This is a genomic window from Psychromonas sp. (genome assembly GCF_047632955.1).
GTDB lineage: Bacteria > Pseudomonadota > Gammaproteobacteria > Enterobacterales > Psychromonadaceae > Psychromonas.
The window spans coordinates 1-17,312 of record NZ_JBLIED010000058.1 but is presented as its reverse complement, the minus strand read 5'-3'; the positions used below and the strand labels follow the sequence as shown (position 1 = coordinate 17,312).

General features: G+C 42.2%; 16 protein-coding genes and 3 pseudogenes. 4 read left to right on the top strand and 15 right to left on the bottom strand.

Annotation, left to right across the window (positions count from 1 at the left end; all coding sequences use genetic code 11):
- Both ACJAZP_RS18700 and ACJAZP_RS18695 read right to left on the bottom strand, forming a co-directional pair.
- The coding region (locus tag ACJAZP_RS18700) for an HAD-IC family P-type ATPase (RefSeq protein WP_415232262.1) at positions 1 to 290 on the bottom strand (290 nt) is incomplete at its 3' end.
- A gap of 334 nt (positions 291 to 624) precedes the next feature.
- On the bottom strand, positions 625 to 798 hold the full coding sequence (locus tag ACJAZP_RS18695; protein WP_415232261.1) for a GNAT family N-acetyltransferase: 174 nt from the start codon (positions 796 to 798) through the stop codon (positions 625 to 627).
- A gap of 305 nt (positions 799 to 1,103) precedes the next feature.
- On the opposite strand from ACJAZP_RS18695, the gene ACJAZP_RS18690 reads away from it, so the two are divergent.
- A complete protein-coding gene (locus ACJAZP_RS18690; protein WP_415232260.1) occupies positions 1,104 to 2,579 on the top strand; it encodes an FAD-dependent oxidoreductase in 1,476 nt (491 codons plus the stop codon).
- A gap of 820 nt (positions 2,580 to 3,399) precedes the next feature.
- On the opposite strand, the gene ACJAZP_RS18685 is transcribed toward ACJAZP_RS18690, so the two are convergent.
- From ACJAZP_RS18685 to ACJAZP_RS18650, 8 genes are all read right to left on the bottom strand, one after another.
- Entirely contained in the window at positions 3,400 to 4,518 is a 1,119-nt protein-coding gene (locus ACJAZP_RS18685; protein WP_415232259.1) for an NAD(P)/FAD-dependent oxidoreductase, read from the bottom strand.
- A gap of 93 nt (positions 4,519 to 4,611) precedes the next feature.
- Positions 4,612 to 6,006, bottom strand: coding sequence for an FAD-dependent oxidoreductase (locus ACJAZP_RS18680; protein ID WP_415232258.1), 1,395 nt, complete (start codon positions 6,004 to 6,006; stop codon positions 4,612 to 4,614).
- Positions 5,999 to 6,301 (bottom strand): (2Fe-2S)-binding protein, encoded by a 303-nt coding sequence (locus tag ACJAZP_RS18675; protein ID WP_415232257.1) that lies wholly within the window; start codon positions 6,299 to 6,301, stop codon positions 5,999 to 6,001. Before ACJAZP_RS18675 ends, ACJAZP_RS18680 begins: the two co-directional genes overlap by 8 nt.
- 219 nt (positions 6,302 to 6,520) lie before the next feature.
- Positions 6,521 to 6,991: a Rid family hydrolase gene (locus tag ACJAZP_RS18670; protein WP_415232256.1), complete on the bottom strand. Its 471-nt coding sequence runs from the start codon at positions 6,989 to 6,991 to the stop codon at positions 6,521 to 6,523.
- A 656-nt stretch (positions 6,992 to 7,647) separates the two neighbouring features.
- Complete coding sequence (locus ACJAZP_RS18665) at positions 7,648 to 8,202, bottom strand: hypothetical protein (RefSeq protein WP_415232255.1); 555 nt, start codon at positions 8,200 to 8,202, stop codon at positions 7,648 to 7,650.
- Between the two features lie 41 nt (positions 8,203 to 8,243).
- Positions 8,244 to 8,564: a P-II family nitrogen regulator gene (locus tag ACJAZP_RS18660; RefSeq protein ID WP_415232254.1), complete on the bottom strand. Its 321-nt coding sequence runs from the start codon at positions 8,562 to 8,564 to the stop codon at positions 8,244 to 8,246.
- Between the two features lie 22 nt (positions 8,565 to 8,586).
- Positions 8,587 to 10,041: an APC family permease gene (locus tag ACJAZP_RS18655; protein WP_415232253.1), complete on the bottom strand. Its 1,455-nt coding sequence runs from the start codon at positions 10,039 to 10,041 to the stop codon at positions 8,587 to 8,589.
- Positions 10,042 to 10,300: 259 nt separating this feature from the next.
- The gene (locus tag ACJAZP_RS18650; protein WP_415232252.1) at positions 10,301 to 11,440 is read right to left on the bottom strand and encodes a tyramine oxidase subunit B; all 1,140 of its coding nucleotides are present in this window, start codon (positions 11,438 to 11,440) and stop codon (positions 10,301 to 10,303) included.
- A 262-nt stretch (positions 11,441 to 11,702) separates the two neighbouring features.
- Here ACJAZP_RS18650 and ACJAZP_RS18645 point away from each other — a divergent pair, with 262 nt between their 5' ends.
- Positions 11,703 to 12,467, top strand: a complete 765-nt coding sequence (locus ACJAZP_RS18645) for a helix-turn-helix domain-containing protein (protein WP_415232251.1) — start codon at positions 11,703 to 11,705, stop codon at positions 12,465 to 12,467.
- A 468-nt stretch (positions 12,468 to 12,935) separates the two neighbouring features.
- On the opposite strand, the pseudogene ACJAZP_RS18640 reads toward ACJAZP_RS18645, so the two are convergent.
- Positions 12,936 to 13,028, bottom strand: a pseudogene (locus tag ACJAZP_RS18640) (integrase); the annotation flags it as partial.
- Positions 13,029 to 13,229: 201 nt separating this feature from the next.
- On the opposite strand from ACJAZP_RS18640, the pseudogene ACJAZP_RS18635 reads away from it, so the two are divergent.
- Positions 13,230 to 13,520 (top strand): annotated as a pseudogene (locus ACJAZP_RS18635) (transposase); the annotation flags it as partial.
- A gap of 311 nt (positions 13,521 to 13,831) precedes the next feature.
- On the opposite strand, the gene ACJAZP_RS18630 reads toward ACJAZP_RS18635, so the two are convergent.
- The 4 genes and pseudogenes from ACJAZP_RS18630 to ACJAZP_RS18615 form a co-directional block, all read right to left on the bottom strand.
- Positions 13,832 to 14,593, bottom strand: coding sequence for a DnaJ domain-containing protein (locus ACJAZP_RS18630; protein ID WP_415232250.1), 762 nt, complete (start codon positions 14,591 to 14,593; stop codon positions 13,832 to 13,834).
- Between the two features lie 114 nt (positions 14,594 to 14,707).
- Entirely contained in the window at positions 14,708 to 15,406 is a 699-nt protein-coding gene (locus ACJAZP_RS18625; RefSeq protein ID WP_415232249.1) for a VWA domain-containing protein, read from the bottom strand.
- A gap of 399 nt (positions 15,407 to 15,805) precedes the next feature.
- Positions 15,806 to 16,015 (bottom strand): annotated as a pseudogene (locus ACJAZP_RS18620) (IS4/IS5 family transposase); the annotation flags it as partial.
- Between the two features lie 162 nt (positions 16,016 to 16,177).
- Positions 16,178 to 16,510: a hypothetical protein gene (locus ACJAZP_RS18615; protein WP_415232248.1), complete on the bottom strand. Its 333-nt coding sequence runs from the start codon at positions 16,508 to 16,510 to the stop codon at positions 16,178 to 16,180.
- Positions 16,511 to 16,976: 466 nt separating this feature from the next.
- On the opposite strand from ACJAZP_RS18615, the gene ACJAZP_RS18610 reads away from it, so the two are divergent.
- A partial coding sequence (locus ACJAZP_RS18610; RefSeq protein WP_415232247.1) for a CopD family protein occupies positions 16,977 to 17,312 on the top strand: 336 nt, incomplete at its 3' end.

Below are 17,312 nucleotides of genomic sequence, written 5' to 3'. Positions count from 1 at the left end.
ATGGCAATACCGACATCGGCACGTTTCAACGCAGGGGCATCATTAACACCGTCACCGGTCATGGCAACAGTCATGTTGTTTGCCTGAAGTGCCATCACCAGACGTAATTTATGTTCGGGACTGGTGCTAGCAAATATACCCGTGTGGCTTATTATTGATTCGAGTGCCGCATCATCCAGTTTATCCAGCTCAGCCCCAGTTAACACATTATCACCATGCCACACACCAAGCGGTTTACCGATAGTTTCTGCAGTCCCTGCATGATCACCGGTGATCATTTTCACATCAATACCCGCACGGTGGCACGCGGCGGTAGCTTGTATTGCCTCAGATCGCGGAGGATCAATAAGACCACCAATCCCAGAAATATAAATGAATCCTGTACATCAAAGTGTTCGAGTACGGTATGCTCTGAATTTATCGGTTTGATCGCGAACACAAGGACAATAACAGTGGCCAAATTCACTTGGACACTACTATGCTCGCTTTCGGTAAAATCGAGTGTGACTATAGTTTAAATTTTCACTATCCAAGGCGCTTAGGGGCATATATGGACGCGCCTTAGAACTTTTACTCTATTTACCTGATGATACGATTTAGTTTTAAATCTCTTTCTAACAGGTACTATGCTCTTTCGACGCTAGATTCTATTTCTTTAAAGCCAAGCTTTTTCAACACAGAAGATCTTCGAGCATTCCAAGAATGAACACCAGCCCACACAGTGTCTCTGTAACCAGTTCTTTGTATGTGAAATTGCAATGATTTGCACATTTCCGTTGCGATGCATTGTCCCCACAAACTCGGAACTACTCAATATGCCAAAGCCAAACTGTTTTCTTTTGGAAGTAGAGTCACCTGAGTAATAATTGCTGAATCTGACCTTGGATTTGCTGCTTGCATTAATAATTGAGATAATGCACAAATAAATGAACTAATTTTACATTCTCACCGTATAAGTTAAGTATCTATAATTTATATGAATTAGAGTCGCAAACTACACAATATGTAACATCATTGCCCCTTTTGCGCCAACCAATGAAAATGAATTAATAGAAGATTAACTAAATCAACAATGAATTTTAGTAGGGCAGATAAATAACATTATGGTAAATTCACAAAAAAGTAAAAAAATCGCAATTATAGGTGGTGGTATAGCAGGGGCTTCTGTTGCTTTATACTTAAGTGAAATAGGACTTGAAGTCAGCTTGTTTGAAAAAGGAACAAGCTTAGTCAATGGTCCTCCTATCTGTCATTTGCATGCTGGTGGTAACTTATATCGTGAAATATCCGATAGCCAATGTGTCACCTTACTAAAAGAGTCTATTGAAACGCTGCGTTTATTTCCTGACTCTATTGATTACCGTCCGACAGTCATTGCTGTACCTAAAAGAGACAGTGGGGATGCGCTTGCATTATTACCTCGTTTAAAAATGCTAACACAGGAATATGAACAACTCATTCAGCAAGATGCTAATAATGAAGTGCTAGGCGCGCCGCAAGATTATTATCGTTTATTTGAATTAGAAGAGATGCAAAAATTAGCAAAGCTCGATGAAGTCGCAGTACCTAGTACATCAGAAGAGTGGATGATTCCGATTGCTAAGCATGTTGATTTATCAACCCTTAAATTTCCATTAGTACTGGTGCAAGAATTTGGTTGGAATGTATTCCGATTGGGTGCAAGTGCCGTATTATCATTAGAAAAGAATCCGAAAAGCAAAATCCTGCTGAAGACTAAAGTTAATCAGTTAACGCACATAGAAGATAAAGGTTGGAAAGTGTTTTTTGAGCAAAACCAACAAGAATCCGTTGAATATTTTGATTACATAATTAATGCCGCAGGTTTTAAAAGTGGTGAAATAGACGACGCAGCAGGTTTTCACAAGCAACGTATTGTCGAGTTCAAGGCTGCTTATGTAACGCAATGGGAAGGAACTGGTGGCTTTTGGCCTGAAGTTATTTTTCACGGTGAGCGTGGCACACCTCATGGAATGGCACAGTTTACACCTTATCCAGACAACGTAATACAATTGCACGGTATGACCGAAAAAATCACCTTATTTGATAAAGGACTTATTGCGAATGACAAAAACAGTGCGCAACCTAAGCTAGGCAAATCTTTTTTAGATAAAATTTATAAAGGATGGTCTTTGGATGAAGTTAAACTTCGCACTGAGCGAGCTATTGAGCATATGGCTGAGTTTATACCTAGTTTCTCGACAGCAAGGGTAACCGATGTTCCATTATTTGGTGCGCAGCAAATACCTGGTGATGATGCAAACCTTCGCGCTGCAGGAGTTTCATTTGAAGAAAATAACTATGCACGTTGTGAAATAGTCAAAGCCTCTTCAGTCTTAACCTGCGCTGATGAAATAACAAAACAGTTAATTACATTAGGCTATGTTAATAAATCGGTTCAAGGTCGTAGAGAGTTTGCTATTACTAACTCTATTAGTGATGAGGCAATTACCCAACGCGCTTTAATCTACACAAAACAACGTGGTTATCCAAGTGGGTTAGCTTATCGAAATATTAAACAAACGTTTAATCAGACAGAATTACAAGTGAGTTTTGCTTAATAAAATCAATAAAAATACGGCTTTGATTAGGCATCTTTACTTTGTGCATACAGCCAAAAAATATATCCGTGGTAATTACCTTTTAGGTGCCACTCAATTGTATACAACTCATATTATAAAAGTGCACAAACAGCCATAAAAAACAATCCAAAATTCTCCATCGGAGTGGCCAAACATTCTGACCACAACAATTTTATATCCACCAAAAATAAATTAAACCTATGTATTTTGGCTAAGTAATATTGGCTACAATATTAAAAGTTTTTAGCTCGCAACGGGGCACGAAGTGACTTAGAATAAATCACGGTATTGTCAACTTATCCTGCTGATCCGAGTAAATTAGGTTAAACACATATCAATCTAAATTTTGGACACAACTAGCACTATTCCATTTAGCGAAGGAACGATCGCGGAAAGTGCGATAATGTTAGCTTTGACTAAATGACGACCCGATCGAAATAAGTTATTCACCACTCCATGGCAACTCAAAAACCGTTGAACTTGCCCATAAGATTTGAACTTCCGCATTTGTTTTTCTTATTGCCGAGTAGGCTGATGTAATAGGTCACATCGGTTATTTTCATATTGCACTGTAGAGTGTTCAACACTTGGGATTAATTCTTTTTGCCGGTGAATAGCTTTTAAGTTTATCGGCAACAACCTTTAATGCCATACCTTGTTGCCTTTTAACAGTTTTTTTGAAAAAACGTATGGCTGATGATTTGTGCAGAATAACGATAACCTGAGTAAATATTTGAATTTATCATCAACAGATTATCGCATAATTGGGAACGGTTTAGTTAAGTGACAATACCGAGATTTACGTTCGACCGGCAAAACGTTCATACCCTAATCCACTGATATCGATGGAAGGTGTTTCATCGCAGGCTAACTCCGATAGAACAGTTCCCACGGCGGGAGCGATCCCGAAGCCGTGGCCAGAAAGTCCGCACCCTAAAATCAACCCCGGAACATCCTTTACCTTGCTAAGAACGGGTACCTTATCCTCGCACATATCTATGATGCCGACCCAACTGCGTACTACCTTCGCGTGTTTTAGAGCAGGGATGTATCCAAGAATTCCACGGCATGTGGCCGAGGTGCCTTCTATTGGAGTCTGCTCTGCCGTGGAGGTAATGCTGTTCGGCGAACCACCGCCGAAAACAAAGGAACCGTGGGTTGTTTGGTGGCCATAAAAATCGGCCATGGCTGTGCCTAGCATCTGATAAAACATGGGAGGCTGAGCATCGGTGATCAGTGTGTCCAGTCCAATCGGCTTCATAGGTACATCAACACCGACGCTCTGAGAGATCGGTCGACTATCAAAACCCGCTGCTAGGATGATTCTGTCCGCTTCGAACACGCCATCAGAGGTCACGACCTGACGCAACTCGCCAGCCACCATTTTCAGCGACAGCACATTCTGCCCAGTCAAAAAGCAAACACCCAGTTGGCGCGCTCTGTTGTGATAGGCCAGCGTGGCCTGCAGCGGATTGGCATGGCCGTCCGTTGGACACCAACTCGCACCAATCACTTCATCGGATAGATGCGGGCAAATCTCTCTGACCTCTTCACCGCTGATCATCCTAACATCGAGTCCTTGGTCGACGGCGGTAGCAGTCAAGCCCTTGAGGATTTCGATATGCTTGTCTGTTTTCCCCAGACGCAGGTTTCCGTGCTGATAATATTCTACATTCGTCCCAAGCTCTTCAGAGAGGTTCGGCCAGAGATTTTTTACGCCGTACATGGCCAGAGGAAGTTCGCGTTTGTCGCGACCGGACTGACGCACCCCACCACCGTTGCGACCGGATCCACCATAGCCAAACACCTTACTCTTTTCCAGAACGATGACCGACTTTCCCTTTTTTGCCAGATAGTAGGCGGTCGAACAACCGATAATTCCGCCACCTATGATGATAACATCTGCATTTGTCTTCATTGTATCTCTCTTCTGTAATGATGCTGATAATTCCAGCCCAGCTACCGCGTATTTCAAACTGCGACTTCCAACTTTCGAGCAGTTGGGATGGCGTCAGTCCTTATCACCAAACGTCATATTGGCGTACTGTTCAATACTTAAGGGTTTCAATGGCGTCCGAATCCGCAGCGAACCGACCTCTTTGATATCGATTGAGCAGCTATCGGCGATTATTTCTGAGATAGTTGCCGCACACATGCGCCCCTGGCAGGGTCCCATTCCGGCTCGAGTTTTGCCTTTGATCTGAGCAGGATGACGTGCACCCTGAGCGATCGCTTCGCGGATCTGACCGGCAGTGATCTCTTCACAGCGGCAGACCAGAGTCTCGTCATCTGTGGGGCTTAGGGTCTGACGATTAGGCGGAAAAACATGATCAAGGAAGGGACGTATCCATTCTTCCTTAGCAAGGTTTTTCTTGTGTTTTACCGCTAAACGGTCACGTTCCGATTCACTGATCTTGTGCAGCTTGTAGGCATTATCAATAGCTGCTAAGTGGCCTCTGACTGCTGCCATAGGACCACCTCCGATACCTGCGGCATCACCTGCAATCGACACGCTCTCTACGCTGGTCTGCCCCCATAGATCGAGCACTGGTTTCCAGTAGCGCTGCGGTTCGTACCATTCATGCTCACAGTTAAGTGCTTGGCTCAAGCGCAGATTAGGAACAACCCCCTCATGCAATAAAACCGATTTTGCTGCGATATTCATCTGCTTGCCACGATAGGTAAAGCGTAAACCTTCTGCTCGTGTTTGACCGGTAACCTCTAGATCGCGACAGCCAATGTAGAGCGGCACACCGGCACTTCTCACCTTCAATCTCATCTGCAGGCCTTTAATAAGGTAACTACAACGAAGCAGCGCTTTTGGCAAAAAAGGAGTTGCCTTGATGTAATCCTTAAGACTGGCTGTTTCGACCATCGCCGCAATTTTGACCCCATTGTCGACCAAGTGACAGGCGGCCTGCAACAGCAGCGGCCCGCTGCCCGCAAGAACCACCGGCTCATCCGGAACCATATCAGCCGATTTGAATAGAATGTCCGCAGCGGCCGCGCCCATCACGCCAGGCAGTGTCCAGTTTTTCATCGGCACGGGCCGCTCTACAGCACCGATAGTAAGCAGCATCCGGCGCCCGTGTACTCGCAGTGTTTTCCCTGCAGATATCAGATCGACATCGAATTCGTTGGCGATATTTAGCACAGTGGTGTTCGGCATATAGGTAACACCCGAGGCGCGAAAGGACTCGACAAGTTTTTTTCCAGCGAAGTAGTCCTTGCCGAGCACATCGGCATTTTCCGAGCGACTACGCTCCATCGAGCGATATATCTGCCCGCCTGGCTCCGGCTGCTCGTCGACGACTAAGGCATTAAGTCCCAGGCTTTGAGCTGTAACCGCAGCGGCAAGTCCGCCAGGTCCGGCACCAATAATAATAAGGTCATAGATTTTATCCATTTGCCAACACCTTCTTACCGTTCTGACGATTAACGACCATGCCATCGCGTACCTGAATAGCACAGGCCTGTTGATTGGGAATGCCATCAATTTCCATCAGGCACTCAAAGCAGACGCCCATCTGACAATATCCTGAGCGCTCCGAACCGCTGATCGGCGAAGTACGATTGTACCTTGCCCCTGCCGCCATCACTGAGGCTAAAACAGTTTCACCGGCCGGAACCTGCAACTGCTCACCTTCAAAGGTGATGGTCATCAATTCTGCATCTGGGCTATTTTCATGCAATCTTTTCAACATCTTTAACTCCTTACAGCTACGACGCACCATCCGCAACCACAGTTATACCAAAAGGATTAATTAAGTGATCAATTATTGCGCAGGAAAAATTAACACTAATAAGGCGTAAGTTGCAGGAGATAGTTGTTCTCACTTCAAGACTTACAACGTAGTTAGGGATAATTTTAACCAGCAAGAATGATCTCCTTTTTAGTTCTTTTGGTATTTTTATCTGGTCTAGACTTCGCAGCCAAGCATTGCTTCAAGTTCAATTTCAACAAACTGACTCGGTCGATTTAGTTTAGGTGTTTCAACCATGGTAAACAGCGGACGAAATTCTTTAAAAAATTCGCTGTATGCAGCGGCAACGTCTTTGGCTTGCTCCATATCGGTGATATAAGCCTTAACCTTGTAAACATCTTTAGCCTCAGCGCCTGCTCTTTTGAGAAGCTCAATAAATTTTCCGAAAATATAGTGAGCCTGTTCGTAAGGTGTCGTACCGAAAACAGTGCCGTCAGGCTGAACTGCAGTAGTACCACCGATATGGATCTGATTGCCAATCTTCACCATACGTGAATAGCCTGCGAGTTCTTCTAGCGGAGCGCCTGATGAATAATTAATGCGTTGCATAATGCTTATCCTTATTAAAAAACGGTTATGGGGACTAAAACTGGTTAGGGTTATAAATATTTCATCACCTATATCCATATCATTTACTTTTAGCTTTTTGACTCCCCCATATACCCGTGTTTTCCTGCATATCGTCGTGCCAGTTACAGGGGGTTCAATGAGTAGTTGCTTTCGATACTATCACTCGAATTCAGGTGCGTATTGTATTTTTGCGACATCCATCTCGCACATATTCGATAGCAGAATTATCATGAATTCTGCTCGACGTATCTATGACACAAGGATTAGGTGTGTTGGATATCTCAGCTTCATCATTGTCTTCGAACAGTTGGGTATTCGCTCGAAATAGGTCTATAAAACAAAATATGCTTATACACTTAACTCAGGTAAAACAGAAAAGAATTAAAATCATTAAAAAATGCACCACAGAGGACACAGAGTTAAAAGAGGAAAACACAAAACAAGTAATAATTAGCTTATAACGTATTGTTTTAGTCTTTTCTCCGTGTAGCTCGCAGCGCCTCTGTTAATGAATGCGAACCGAAACGCAGTTTCGCAGTCGCATGAAGTGTGCGTGGTGGTGCTTTTAAGCTTTTTACAAAAAGCAACCTGAGTAATTTATTTTTTAAATCCTTAGCTCAAAAAAAAAGCCCCTCTATTCTCATAGAAAGGCTTTTAACTTAAGTTTATCAAGGGTGCTAACAACTATTTTTGTGTTCAACAAATAAGTTTTTTTAACCTTTTACTGAATCAATAATTGTTCCGATCCTTTCTAACGCCCAGGCCAAAGGAGCAATCTGCTCTGGAGGAAGTGGAATAAGCGTTCGCATAGGAGGGATCACGAGATAAGCCAAGCCACCACCGTATGGCGTCAAAACAGTCTCCACGCGTTGATCGCCAACATCGATTACTAATTTATCGAGGTCGATAGAATGCAACGTCACTTTAAGTTTTGTATCCGCATTCAGCGCATCCAACAGGCTAGCACTGAATGCACCATTAATACTGCCGGTGAAATGCCCTCCTCGACTTCCTTTAAATGTCAGCTTTGCACTGTCAGAACAGGTTAATTGATGGGAAAATTTAAAGTTCATGGCGCAGGTTCCGCCCATCCAGCGTTTTTTAAACTCTGGCTCTACTCGCAATGTTTCAAGCGTTGCGGGTGGAGTGCTAAAGCTAACCGTTCCATCTTCAGCCTGCTCTATTTCCCCCCAACCTGCGGAAAGTGCTGCTGTATGCTTAAAAATGGCGGAGCGAGCCATGATAAATGTACTGGTTTTTAAACTCATCGTATTTTCCCTTTCGCAATTAAAATTGTACCAAAATAATTTTAGTCTTTTTCACCAGAGCGAATGTTATAAGACTCCTTCACGGGAATAACGAATACTCGACCATCGCCACGATTACCATCACCAACACGAGCAGCATTCATAATTGCTTCTACCGCTTCTTTTTTCTGATGATCCTCGACAACAGTCTGGATCATCTCTTTAGGCATATCTTTGTAACTAATATCGCCCACTTTAAGTCCACTCTGCTGGCCTCGTCCAATGACCGGCACCTTAGTCAGTCCATGCACACCGACTTCAGCAAGTGCTTCTGTCACTTCCATCGTTTTCTCCGGACGAATAATTGCTTGAATTAAAATCATATTTTTTTCCTTTTATTAAACGTTATACGGGTGATTTTACTGGATCTTTTGGTTCAATACCAAAGGTCGCAGTAATGCCAGTTATATTAAGATTTTCTTCTACTTGTATCCAATCTGCCTGTGCTTCTCGCATACTCTGAGGCTTAAATAGTGGTTGTTTAACTACAAATTTTAACCAGATAACGCCATAGGTAACTGCTAATACCGTCATGATACCGACAAGGGTAAAAATAGGCTCTTTCATCTCTGGAACAGGGGCAATGTTTACAATAGAGTATATGATACCCAATGTACCGATGATTTGAGGAATAGGATAGAATCTACTTTTGTAAGGACGATGCATTTTTGGATAGCGCACACGCAGGATAATGACATTAATATGCGCAATGACGTAGCAGAATAACCAGGCACAACAAGCTGATAGTATGTAGATAACAAGATTCGGTGCATCACAGATACCACCATAATAAAATGCCCCAATTGCTGATGACATCGCAATAATTCCGATCCACGGAGTACGGAAAGTAGGATGTATTTTACAGAATATCTTAGGTAACTCATGACTAAGCGCCATACCATAGAGCATACGAGGCACAACGGCAATCACGGTACTGATGGAACTGGCACTAGCAAAGATTGAAATAATCGAGATCCAGATAACCCCCGGACGTCCCAGAATGGCCCTAGCCATATCAATATGTGGCTGATTAGATGACGCTAATTGCTCTGCAGGTACATATTTAAGTGAAGCAAAACCATATACCAGATTAACCGCGAAAATAACCACAAGACCTAAGAACATTGCACGTGGAATATTTCTTTCAGAATTTTTGGTTTCCTGTGCCATCGGCGTAACAAATTCGATACCGATAAAAAGCCAGATAGCGAGTGCCGTTAAACTGAATACTCCGGTTCCCATTGCATTGAATGGGATATCAGCGATTACCGGAGCAGGTGCAGCACCAATTCCGGTTAAACCGATAAGACCAAGTAGGGTCATTGATACCATCATGGTCATCGTGAACATAATCTGCAACTTAGCAAATATATCCACACCGACAATGTTTGTAATAGTTAAAGATATGAGAAGAATTCCACCAAAAATTAACGGAGAAATACTTGGGAAAAATGTATCAGAAAGGACAGAACTAGCAACCGCTAACTCAGTGGGTATTGCAAACAAATTTGGAACAACAAAACCGAGTATTGTCGCAACCACCGCTGGCAAAGCGCCCATCGCCACACGGGTATAGGTTCGGATACCACCCGAGTGAGGCATTATACACGACAGTTCTGCATAGCTCTGTGCAGAAAAGTGTTGCAGGATCCAAGCAGCAATCATGGCGATGACAAACCCACCACCGGCAATGCCCATCCCCTGTCCGAGTGCGACCATTGTACTAGAAGCGACCACAAGGCCAACGGCCACCGAGAAACATGACCAGAAACCTAAGGTCTGTTTGAGTTTATTATTCATTGTTCTATCTCCTATCGTCAAATACGACGAGTAAATAACACATCGTGATTTCCTTCATCCATTTTAGAGCTCTGGCAGCGCCTCTATTAATCTTTAAAATCAGGCCATACATGGCTTAAATTGTTAAAAGCTGCGTTAATTAATAGATTCAATCATGGTGTGGATATCGGCGGGATTTTGGATAAAAACCAACGACATAACCACATCCTAAAGCTTGAGCTGACCGCCTTAAGCGCAACTTCAACATAGGCCGGTGCGACTAACGTAATTCAGGCGTATCCCAAAGATTTAACGTAACACCTATCTTATTTTTCAGCGCATTTCGGTAAATTTTGGTTGCCCAGGCGACATCTTCAACGGGTAAGCCGCCAACAGAAAGAATGATAATTTCATCCTCATTTGTTCGCGCTGGCGCTGCTCCCGAAACGATTTTCCCAAGATCTTCAAGCTCACTTTTTTCTATTAGGCCTTCTTCAACCATATCTAGAAAACGTACGCCGATAATAGGGATATATTGATGAGCGGGTTTTGGTACTTCAGAGAACCAAGCATCATAGAGACCCGGGTTGTCTAATACTTTACGGACGTCAGGCTTTTCTAGCTCTTCATCTAAACGACAATATGCTGGCATAGAAATAAAGGCACCTGCTTTCACCCATTCGCGTTTAATTTCAGGGTAGCTAGAAATATCGCCTGTTTCCCCCGAGTTACAATAGGTGACAATGTCTGCGTCTTTTACTACCTCTTCTAATGAATTAACGACTTTTACATTGGTAATTTGAGGGAATGTTTTGCTTAACCAATTGGTGAAATCATTAAGGCTTTTTTCACCACGGCCTTTGATTTTTATCGTATCAATATCCGGGCATACCGCCATAAAAGCGGCAACAGATGTTTTACCCATAACACCCGGGCCTAAAAGTCCAATCACTTTTGAATCCTTGCGCGCTAAGTAACGAGCCCCCACTCCTGGCACAGCACCCGTACGATAAGCAGACAATAAATTAGCAGACATATAAGCTAATGGTGCTCCCGTCTCTACGTCATTTAAAATCAACATTAAAATTGAACGTGGTAAGCCCTTCTCTCTATTTGCAATATTAGAGCCGTACCATTTTACGCCACATGTTTGATAATCCCCACCAAGGTAAGCAGGCATTGCCATTAATCGGCGATCCGGTGTATGGCGTGGCATAGTAGCGAATTCAGGATTTTCTGGGAAAGTGACCATTGCGCCGTGTGAGTCATTATTTTCACCAGCCATACGGTAGTCACCTGTATAAAGTAACTTAAACATATCTTCCATGGTATCAACACAGCGAGGCATATCCGTTACACCCGCTTTGATCATGTCTTGCTCAGATAAATAGATGAAGTCAATTTTAGTATTCTCAGACATTTTAAATTCCTCATTGTTGTCAGTGTTACTGCGAAAATATGTGACATTAATATTTATTAGCAGTGTCTGAAAACAATCCTATCCCAGCAATGAATCGCGGTATTGTATTTTTACGACATGTAATGTGTTTAATTTTTAAACTGATTTGGCATCAAGATTGCAAACGTTTAATTACTTTTCCCTTTAATTTGGTCTAACTATGCAGGTTAACTCGGTAATAAATAACCTCAGCCATATCCATAATAAACAGCCTTGGTTAGTCATGAATGCGGCACAAAAATTTACACTCATAAACTCAACGCATCCAGATATATCACATTTTTATACCTTTCAAGCTGGCGACACTAAGCAAACTCCTGTGGCCATTCCTGATGGCTGCATTGACCTATTATTTGATTGCGACACAGCAAAGGCAGAGGTGTTTGGTACTCCCCTTGAAGCAATGACGGTTGACCTCATCACTGACCATCGATATTTTGGCGTCAGATATCAATCAGGAGTGATGCCTGATTTTTTAAATATTTCTGCGGGAGATCTAGCTGATCATCATTACAACCTAAATGACTTGGTTCCTGATTCAAATCAGTTAGTTGAGCAGATAAACCAGCAACAAAATTTCTCTATTCAAGTAGAAATATTTAATCAATTTATGAATAAAAAAATGCAACGCAAACATTCACCTCTTACTACACTTATTATTCATGAAATTAATAAACGACAGGGTAATGTAAAGATAAAATATCTAGAGGAAATAACGGGGTTTTCGATCAGAACATTACAAAGAAAATTTCAAGAAAATATGGGCATGTCGCCTAAAACATATAGCCGTATTGTTAGGTGTCAATCAGCTATATACAAAATAAATCATGATGATAAAATGACGTTTTTAGATTTGGCTTTTGACTTAGGCTTTACTGATCAACCTCATTTTTTAAAAGAGTTTAAGAAGTTAGTTAGCACGACACCATTACACTATCAAACCAAAGTTAAGCATGAGTCATACTTGAAAAAAATAGATTACATTTAATCAAAAACAGTGCAATCTCCCAAGATAATGCGTTAAAACGGTGCATTTTTTCAAAAATTAATGATTTTATTTTATCAGATATACCTACCCCACATCCAAGATGTACTGGAGATCTGTAATCAACTTGATGATTTCATCACTATTTCTGTAATTTTATTGTAAATGTGCTCTAAATAATTATAAATCTGCTTTGCCAACAATCTTCATTAATACACTGTAATAGATTAACTCAAGCCTTATGTTTTTGTGGTTTTTAGAAATAAACGACAAACCACCTCTTTAACACAAGTAATAAATGCCCTTCTTGAAAGTCATAAATCATAAGCGTTAAGGTCAGAAAGTTGATAGGGGAAGATCATCTATTGACAGTCCATAATGTTATATAACAACTGGGAGTCGAGTTTATGAATATCAAATATTAACAAGACATCGCACGTAAATTAAAGATGACTAACTGTTCCAGCTTTTTTCTAGTTCTAGACGAATTCTAATTCTCCAGATATCCTCTAATTTAAACGATTTTTTCTGACCAAGCCGCTTCCCTTTATTCCAAGCTTCCATTGATCTTCCGCCGCTATTTTGTAGACTTTTGATTCCACGTAAATCATATTGCTCTAGCTCGCTTGGGGGGCGGTTGCGACTTAGCTTTATATGGCGCAACGGGGCACGAAGCGCCATAGACCTTTTACTCTATTTATCTCTTGAGACGACCCCATTTACGATCACTTTCTCCCAATACCGAGCGTTGTTGTTGAATTAGACCGTGTCGCAAATATAGCAGGGTTCAATCTTCATGCGGGTGTAATGAGTGACGCTCAGGATAGGAATAAACCCGAAAGACTTTGCCGTTACTTCTTTTGAAGAGAGTCCCCCTCTGCAGTATCAGAAAAAAGGTTGGCAATAACGGCTTACGGGAAAATTCGTTACCAACTTAAAACACCCTATCGTGATGGTACCACTCATGTGTTCTTTGACCCCCTCGATTTCATTGGTAAATTAGTAGCCTTCATTCCGCCGCCAGGTCTTGTTGTGGTTGAATTAGCCGGACACTTCAATAAAGGATAATATCCGATTTAAATATTAATTTTCCTGAAATCGGCAAAATTGCCTGATAGCCGACCTAAGCTTTTGTTGATTTTTAGCGACAATGTTTGATTGTAAAGTGCCATTTGCAGCCAGCAACAATTTATTTCAACAGTTGCAACACTACCTTTAATTTTTATCAATGATAATAGAGGTAGTTTTTATGTTTTTATGTCGATGCGGAAGTCAACAATGACTTCTTAAATATCCTCTGATTACCGAAGCACCGCGTCCAAATAAGGGCTAGACAGCAGAAATGTAAAAGTATGAGCGGCTTGCGCTTACTTGTCCTTGCTGCTCACTAGTAAATCTTTCGCCTGGTTTATTTTTGCTGCCAGATAATTGCTTCCTCCCTTATCTGGGTGGAACTTCTGCATCAGTTTGCGGTGGGCGGCAATAATCTCTTCCTCCGTTGCGTTATTATCAAGGCCCAGTACCGCATAAGCTTCAATTACAGTCATCTCACTGCTATCGCTTCCGCGAGAGTTTTGCCCGCTCTCTTGATAGCCATTTCCTGCATTGGCAGCTTCGCGCCAATCAGCACCATACTTGCGATCAAGATAGGCAGCCAAAATCTCAAGCGCATCCGGATATTGCTTACCAGCTAGGATATAGAGAGAGATTAAATCTGGCAGATCAAATTCAGACAGATATTTACCCTTGCTAACAGTGTCCAATAATTCACCATCTATTTCACCACTTTCGTGATCGAGGGTCATTTTGAGTAAACTGGTTTCAACGGTAGAATACTTGGATGAACCCGAACTCTGTTTAGCTTTAGCCTTCTGGAAAAGGCTTTTAAAAAACGGAAAGTAACGTAGAAAGGGTAACAAGCGCTTAGCAAATACAACTAAACCTGTTCCCAGTGCTGCCAAAATGTAAAGCCTTCCAGTGACCGTTAGCAAGATCAGCGTCGCGATAAACGCAAGCATGCCGGCTTTCGCACCGACTTTCTTTCTTTGTTCCCGTTTCAGAGTTCGAATATACCCCACTGTGATATAGCCGATCATGATAACCGCTATTAAAGCGATAAATACTAACATAGAGTTTTCACTTATTTGAGGTATCAGTTAAGCCGCAAAGCCTATCATTTTTTAATTTACAGTGTTGTTATTTCCGTGAGAGCAGTTGGATTATTGGCGGCTATCTAATCATGATTATTTTAGCTGCAGCAATAAACGGCGCACGCTCGCATCCCTACTCAATAAATTATTTTCCAGGGCAGGTTTACCGCCCGCTGCATACACCGCAACCGCTGCTAACAGCTGACCTAACTGTCTGGCACTACCTTGATCAAACTGGCAATGTGCGCCGCCACTCAATGTCGCTAGCTGTGAGAAGATACTTCCAACCTTTGGATTTTTTCCCTCCTGAAAAATAAATAAAGGTAGATTGAGTATTCCCAACTGACCTGCTAAGGCTGCAAGTGAATCCGGGTTTTCTTCGACACAATCACCCACAAATACCAGTGCGTTTACTTTGCTTGTGCGTGCCTCACTCAATGCATGTGCTAGTACTTTGGCAATCTGGGTTTGACCGGCTAGGCATCGTACCGAAAGTAAGGCTTGTTTAATGTCATCCGCGCTGCGTGTCCAAGGAAGCGCTGTAAAGTCACCCATCCCCCGGTAATAACAAAGCTGCACACTAAGTGTGCTCACCTTATATGCTTCAACAAACATAGCCGCATGATTTTGACTCGCCATATCCCAGCAGTGCTCACGACTTGCCGTGGCATCCATTGCAAATATTAATCTGCCCTTGTCTACAGCAGTGACCAGCGGAGTATTTTTGACTTTGCCAATAAATGCTTGGATATCTTGGGCGCTCGACTTTTTATCTGGACACTTTGAGGTCATGTAATTCCCCTGTTTTTATTAAACCTAAAGTAAAAAAACCAATTCAATATTTGACTAAAGACTTAATAGGTAATTAATAAGATGACAACACTAATACCACATATGATATTTACAGTATGTCTCCTCTGTCGGATCTGTTGCCATTAGTATATCAACAAATCTAAAAATTCAGAGATTGCTTGAACAAGCGTTGATCGCGCATGCCGCCGTTGAATAGTATTGGTTGAAGGCAAAAACTGCCTGATAGCTGACCTAAGCATTTGTTGATTTTCAGCGCTGTTGATTGACCGGAAAGTGCCCAGGCTAATGGAATGGTCGCCTCCCTTCTCAAACTAAAGCAATAATGTCAAAGTTGTGAGGTTCTAACTCAGTTATTAATGGAGGCTCATAGGTTGGACTTTAAGAAATAACCGGATTCAGACCACACTGCAATCTCCCCGTTTTCCTGTCTCTACCAGAATGTGCTCGTTTGGCATATCTTGATAGGTAATCGACAGTCCAATTCCATACTTGCTATAATTCAGCCACATTATAGTGGGTTATCGATTCCATTAATTTGTAGAACCAGCCCTGAGTGTTTTTTGCCACCATAAACGATGACATGTCCACTTTGCAACTGTTTTAACATCGCTCCCTTCGGTAAACTCTATTTTATGAGTTTACCGAAGGGAGCGATAATATGTTTGGCACTACCAACTGGTATAGTTTCCATTAGTGTAGAGGAATGCTTTTCCCAATTCATCCGAAATACTTTAGAGTTGGTAACCGCGTTCACGCCTTCTGCCTTCTGCCTTCTGCCTCAAAAAGGCTATCGTAAATAGCCGAACACTGACTTGCTATATAGAGCTCCGTTAAAATCCAACCTCTCTTCATTGCGCCTGTCATGTGCGCCTCTAAATTATTATCGTAGGCTGTATATATACTCTCATCTAGCTTTTCTTTTTTCTTATAAGCAGAAAATAAGACGACAGTTCGACATACCCTTGACAGTCTATTGAGTTGCGTTTTTAAAGCATTTTTAAATAAAGTCTGCTCTCTCTTAGTTCGCTTTCCTTGGCGGCCCAAGCGTTTAAACGCTATAGAACCTTTATTATAAACCGACATGTTTATTCATTCATGCAAAATCTCACAACTGCCCGTTAAAGGATTTACTTATGATAAGCATGTTGTTTCAATCTTTGGATGAATTCGTTGCCTTTAGTCAAAAATGTAAACATCGCATATGAGAACAGAGGCAGTTCCAATTTTATTTGAGTATTAACCACTTACATGAAAACATCACAGGTTATACTGGAGATTTTACGCGTGCGCCATCCTCGCTCAGAAACGGGCATTAACAAGCGTGTCTGAATCTCCTATTGCAAAATATAACCATTTGATAGATTGTGTTAATGCATGTAAAGTTTGTTTTTTATCATAAATATTTGATAAATAAGTCTCTTGTAGAAACTCGGAATTATTCCGTCTAAGCTGTGTGGCAGTGACCGGTAGCATGACCCGTCGTTCATTCATTGTCTGCCGGTTACTGCTATAGTGCGGTTTTATTTACATTGATAAAGAGAGTGTTTTAATGAGTATTTTGATTGCGATCCATACCCTGGCTGCGGTCATTTGGGTTGGCGGCATGTTTTTCGCCTATATGGCTCTGAGACCGGCGGCCGTAAAAGTCCTGGATCCGGCACAACGATCGATGTTGTGGTGCCATACCCTGTCGGTCTTTTTCCGCTGGGTGTGGATGTGTGTCGTTGCGCTGCTGGTCACCGGCTACACCATGATCGGTAGTTATCTCGGCGGCATGGCAGCTGTGGGTTGGCATATCCATGCCATGCAAGGGCTGGGATTGCTGATGATGTTATTGTTCCTGCATATCTATTTTGCCCCCTACCGCAGGCTCAAGAAGGCGATT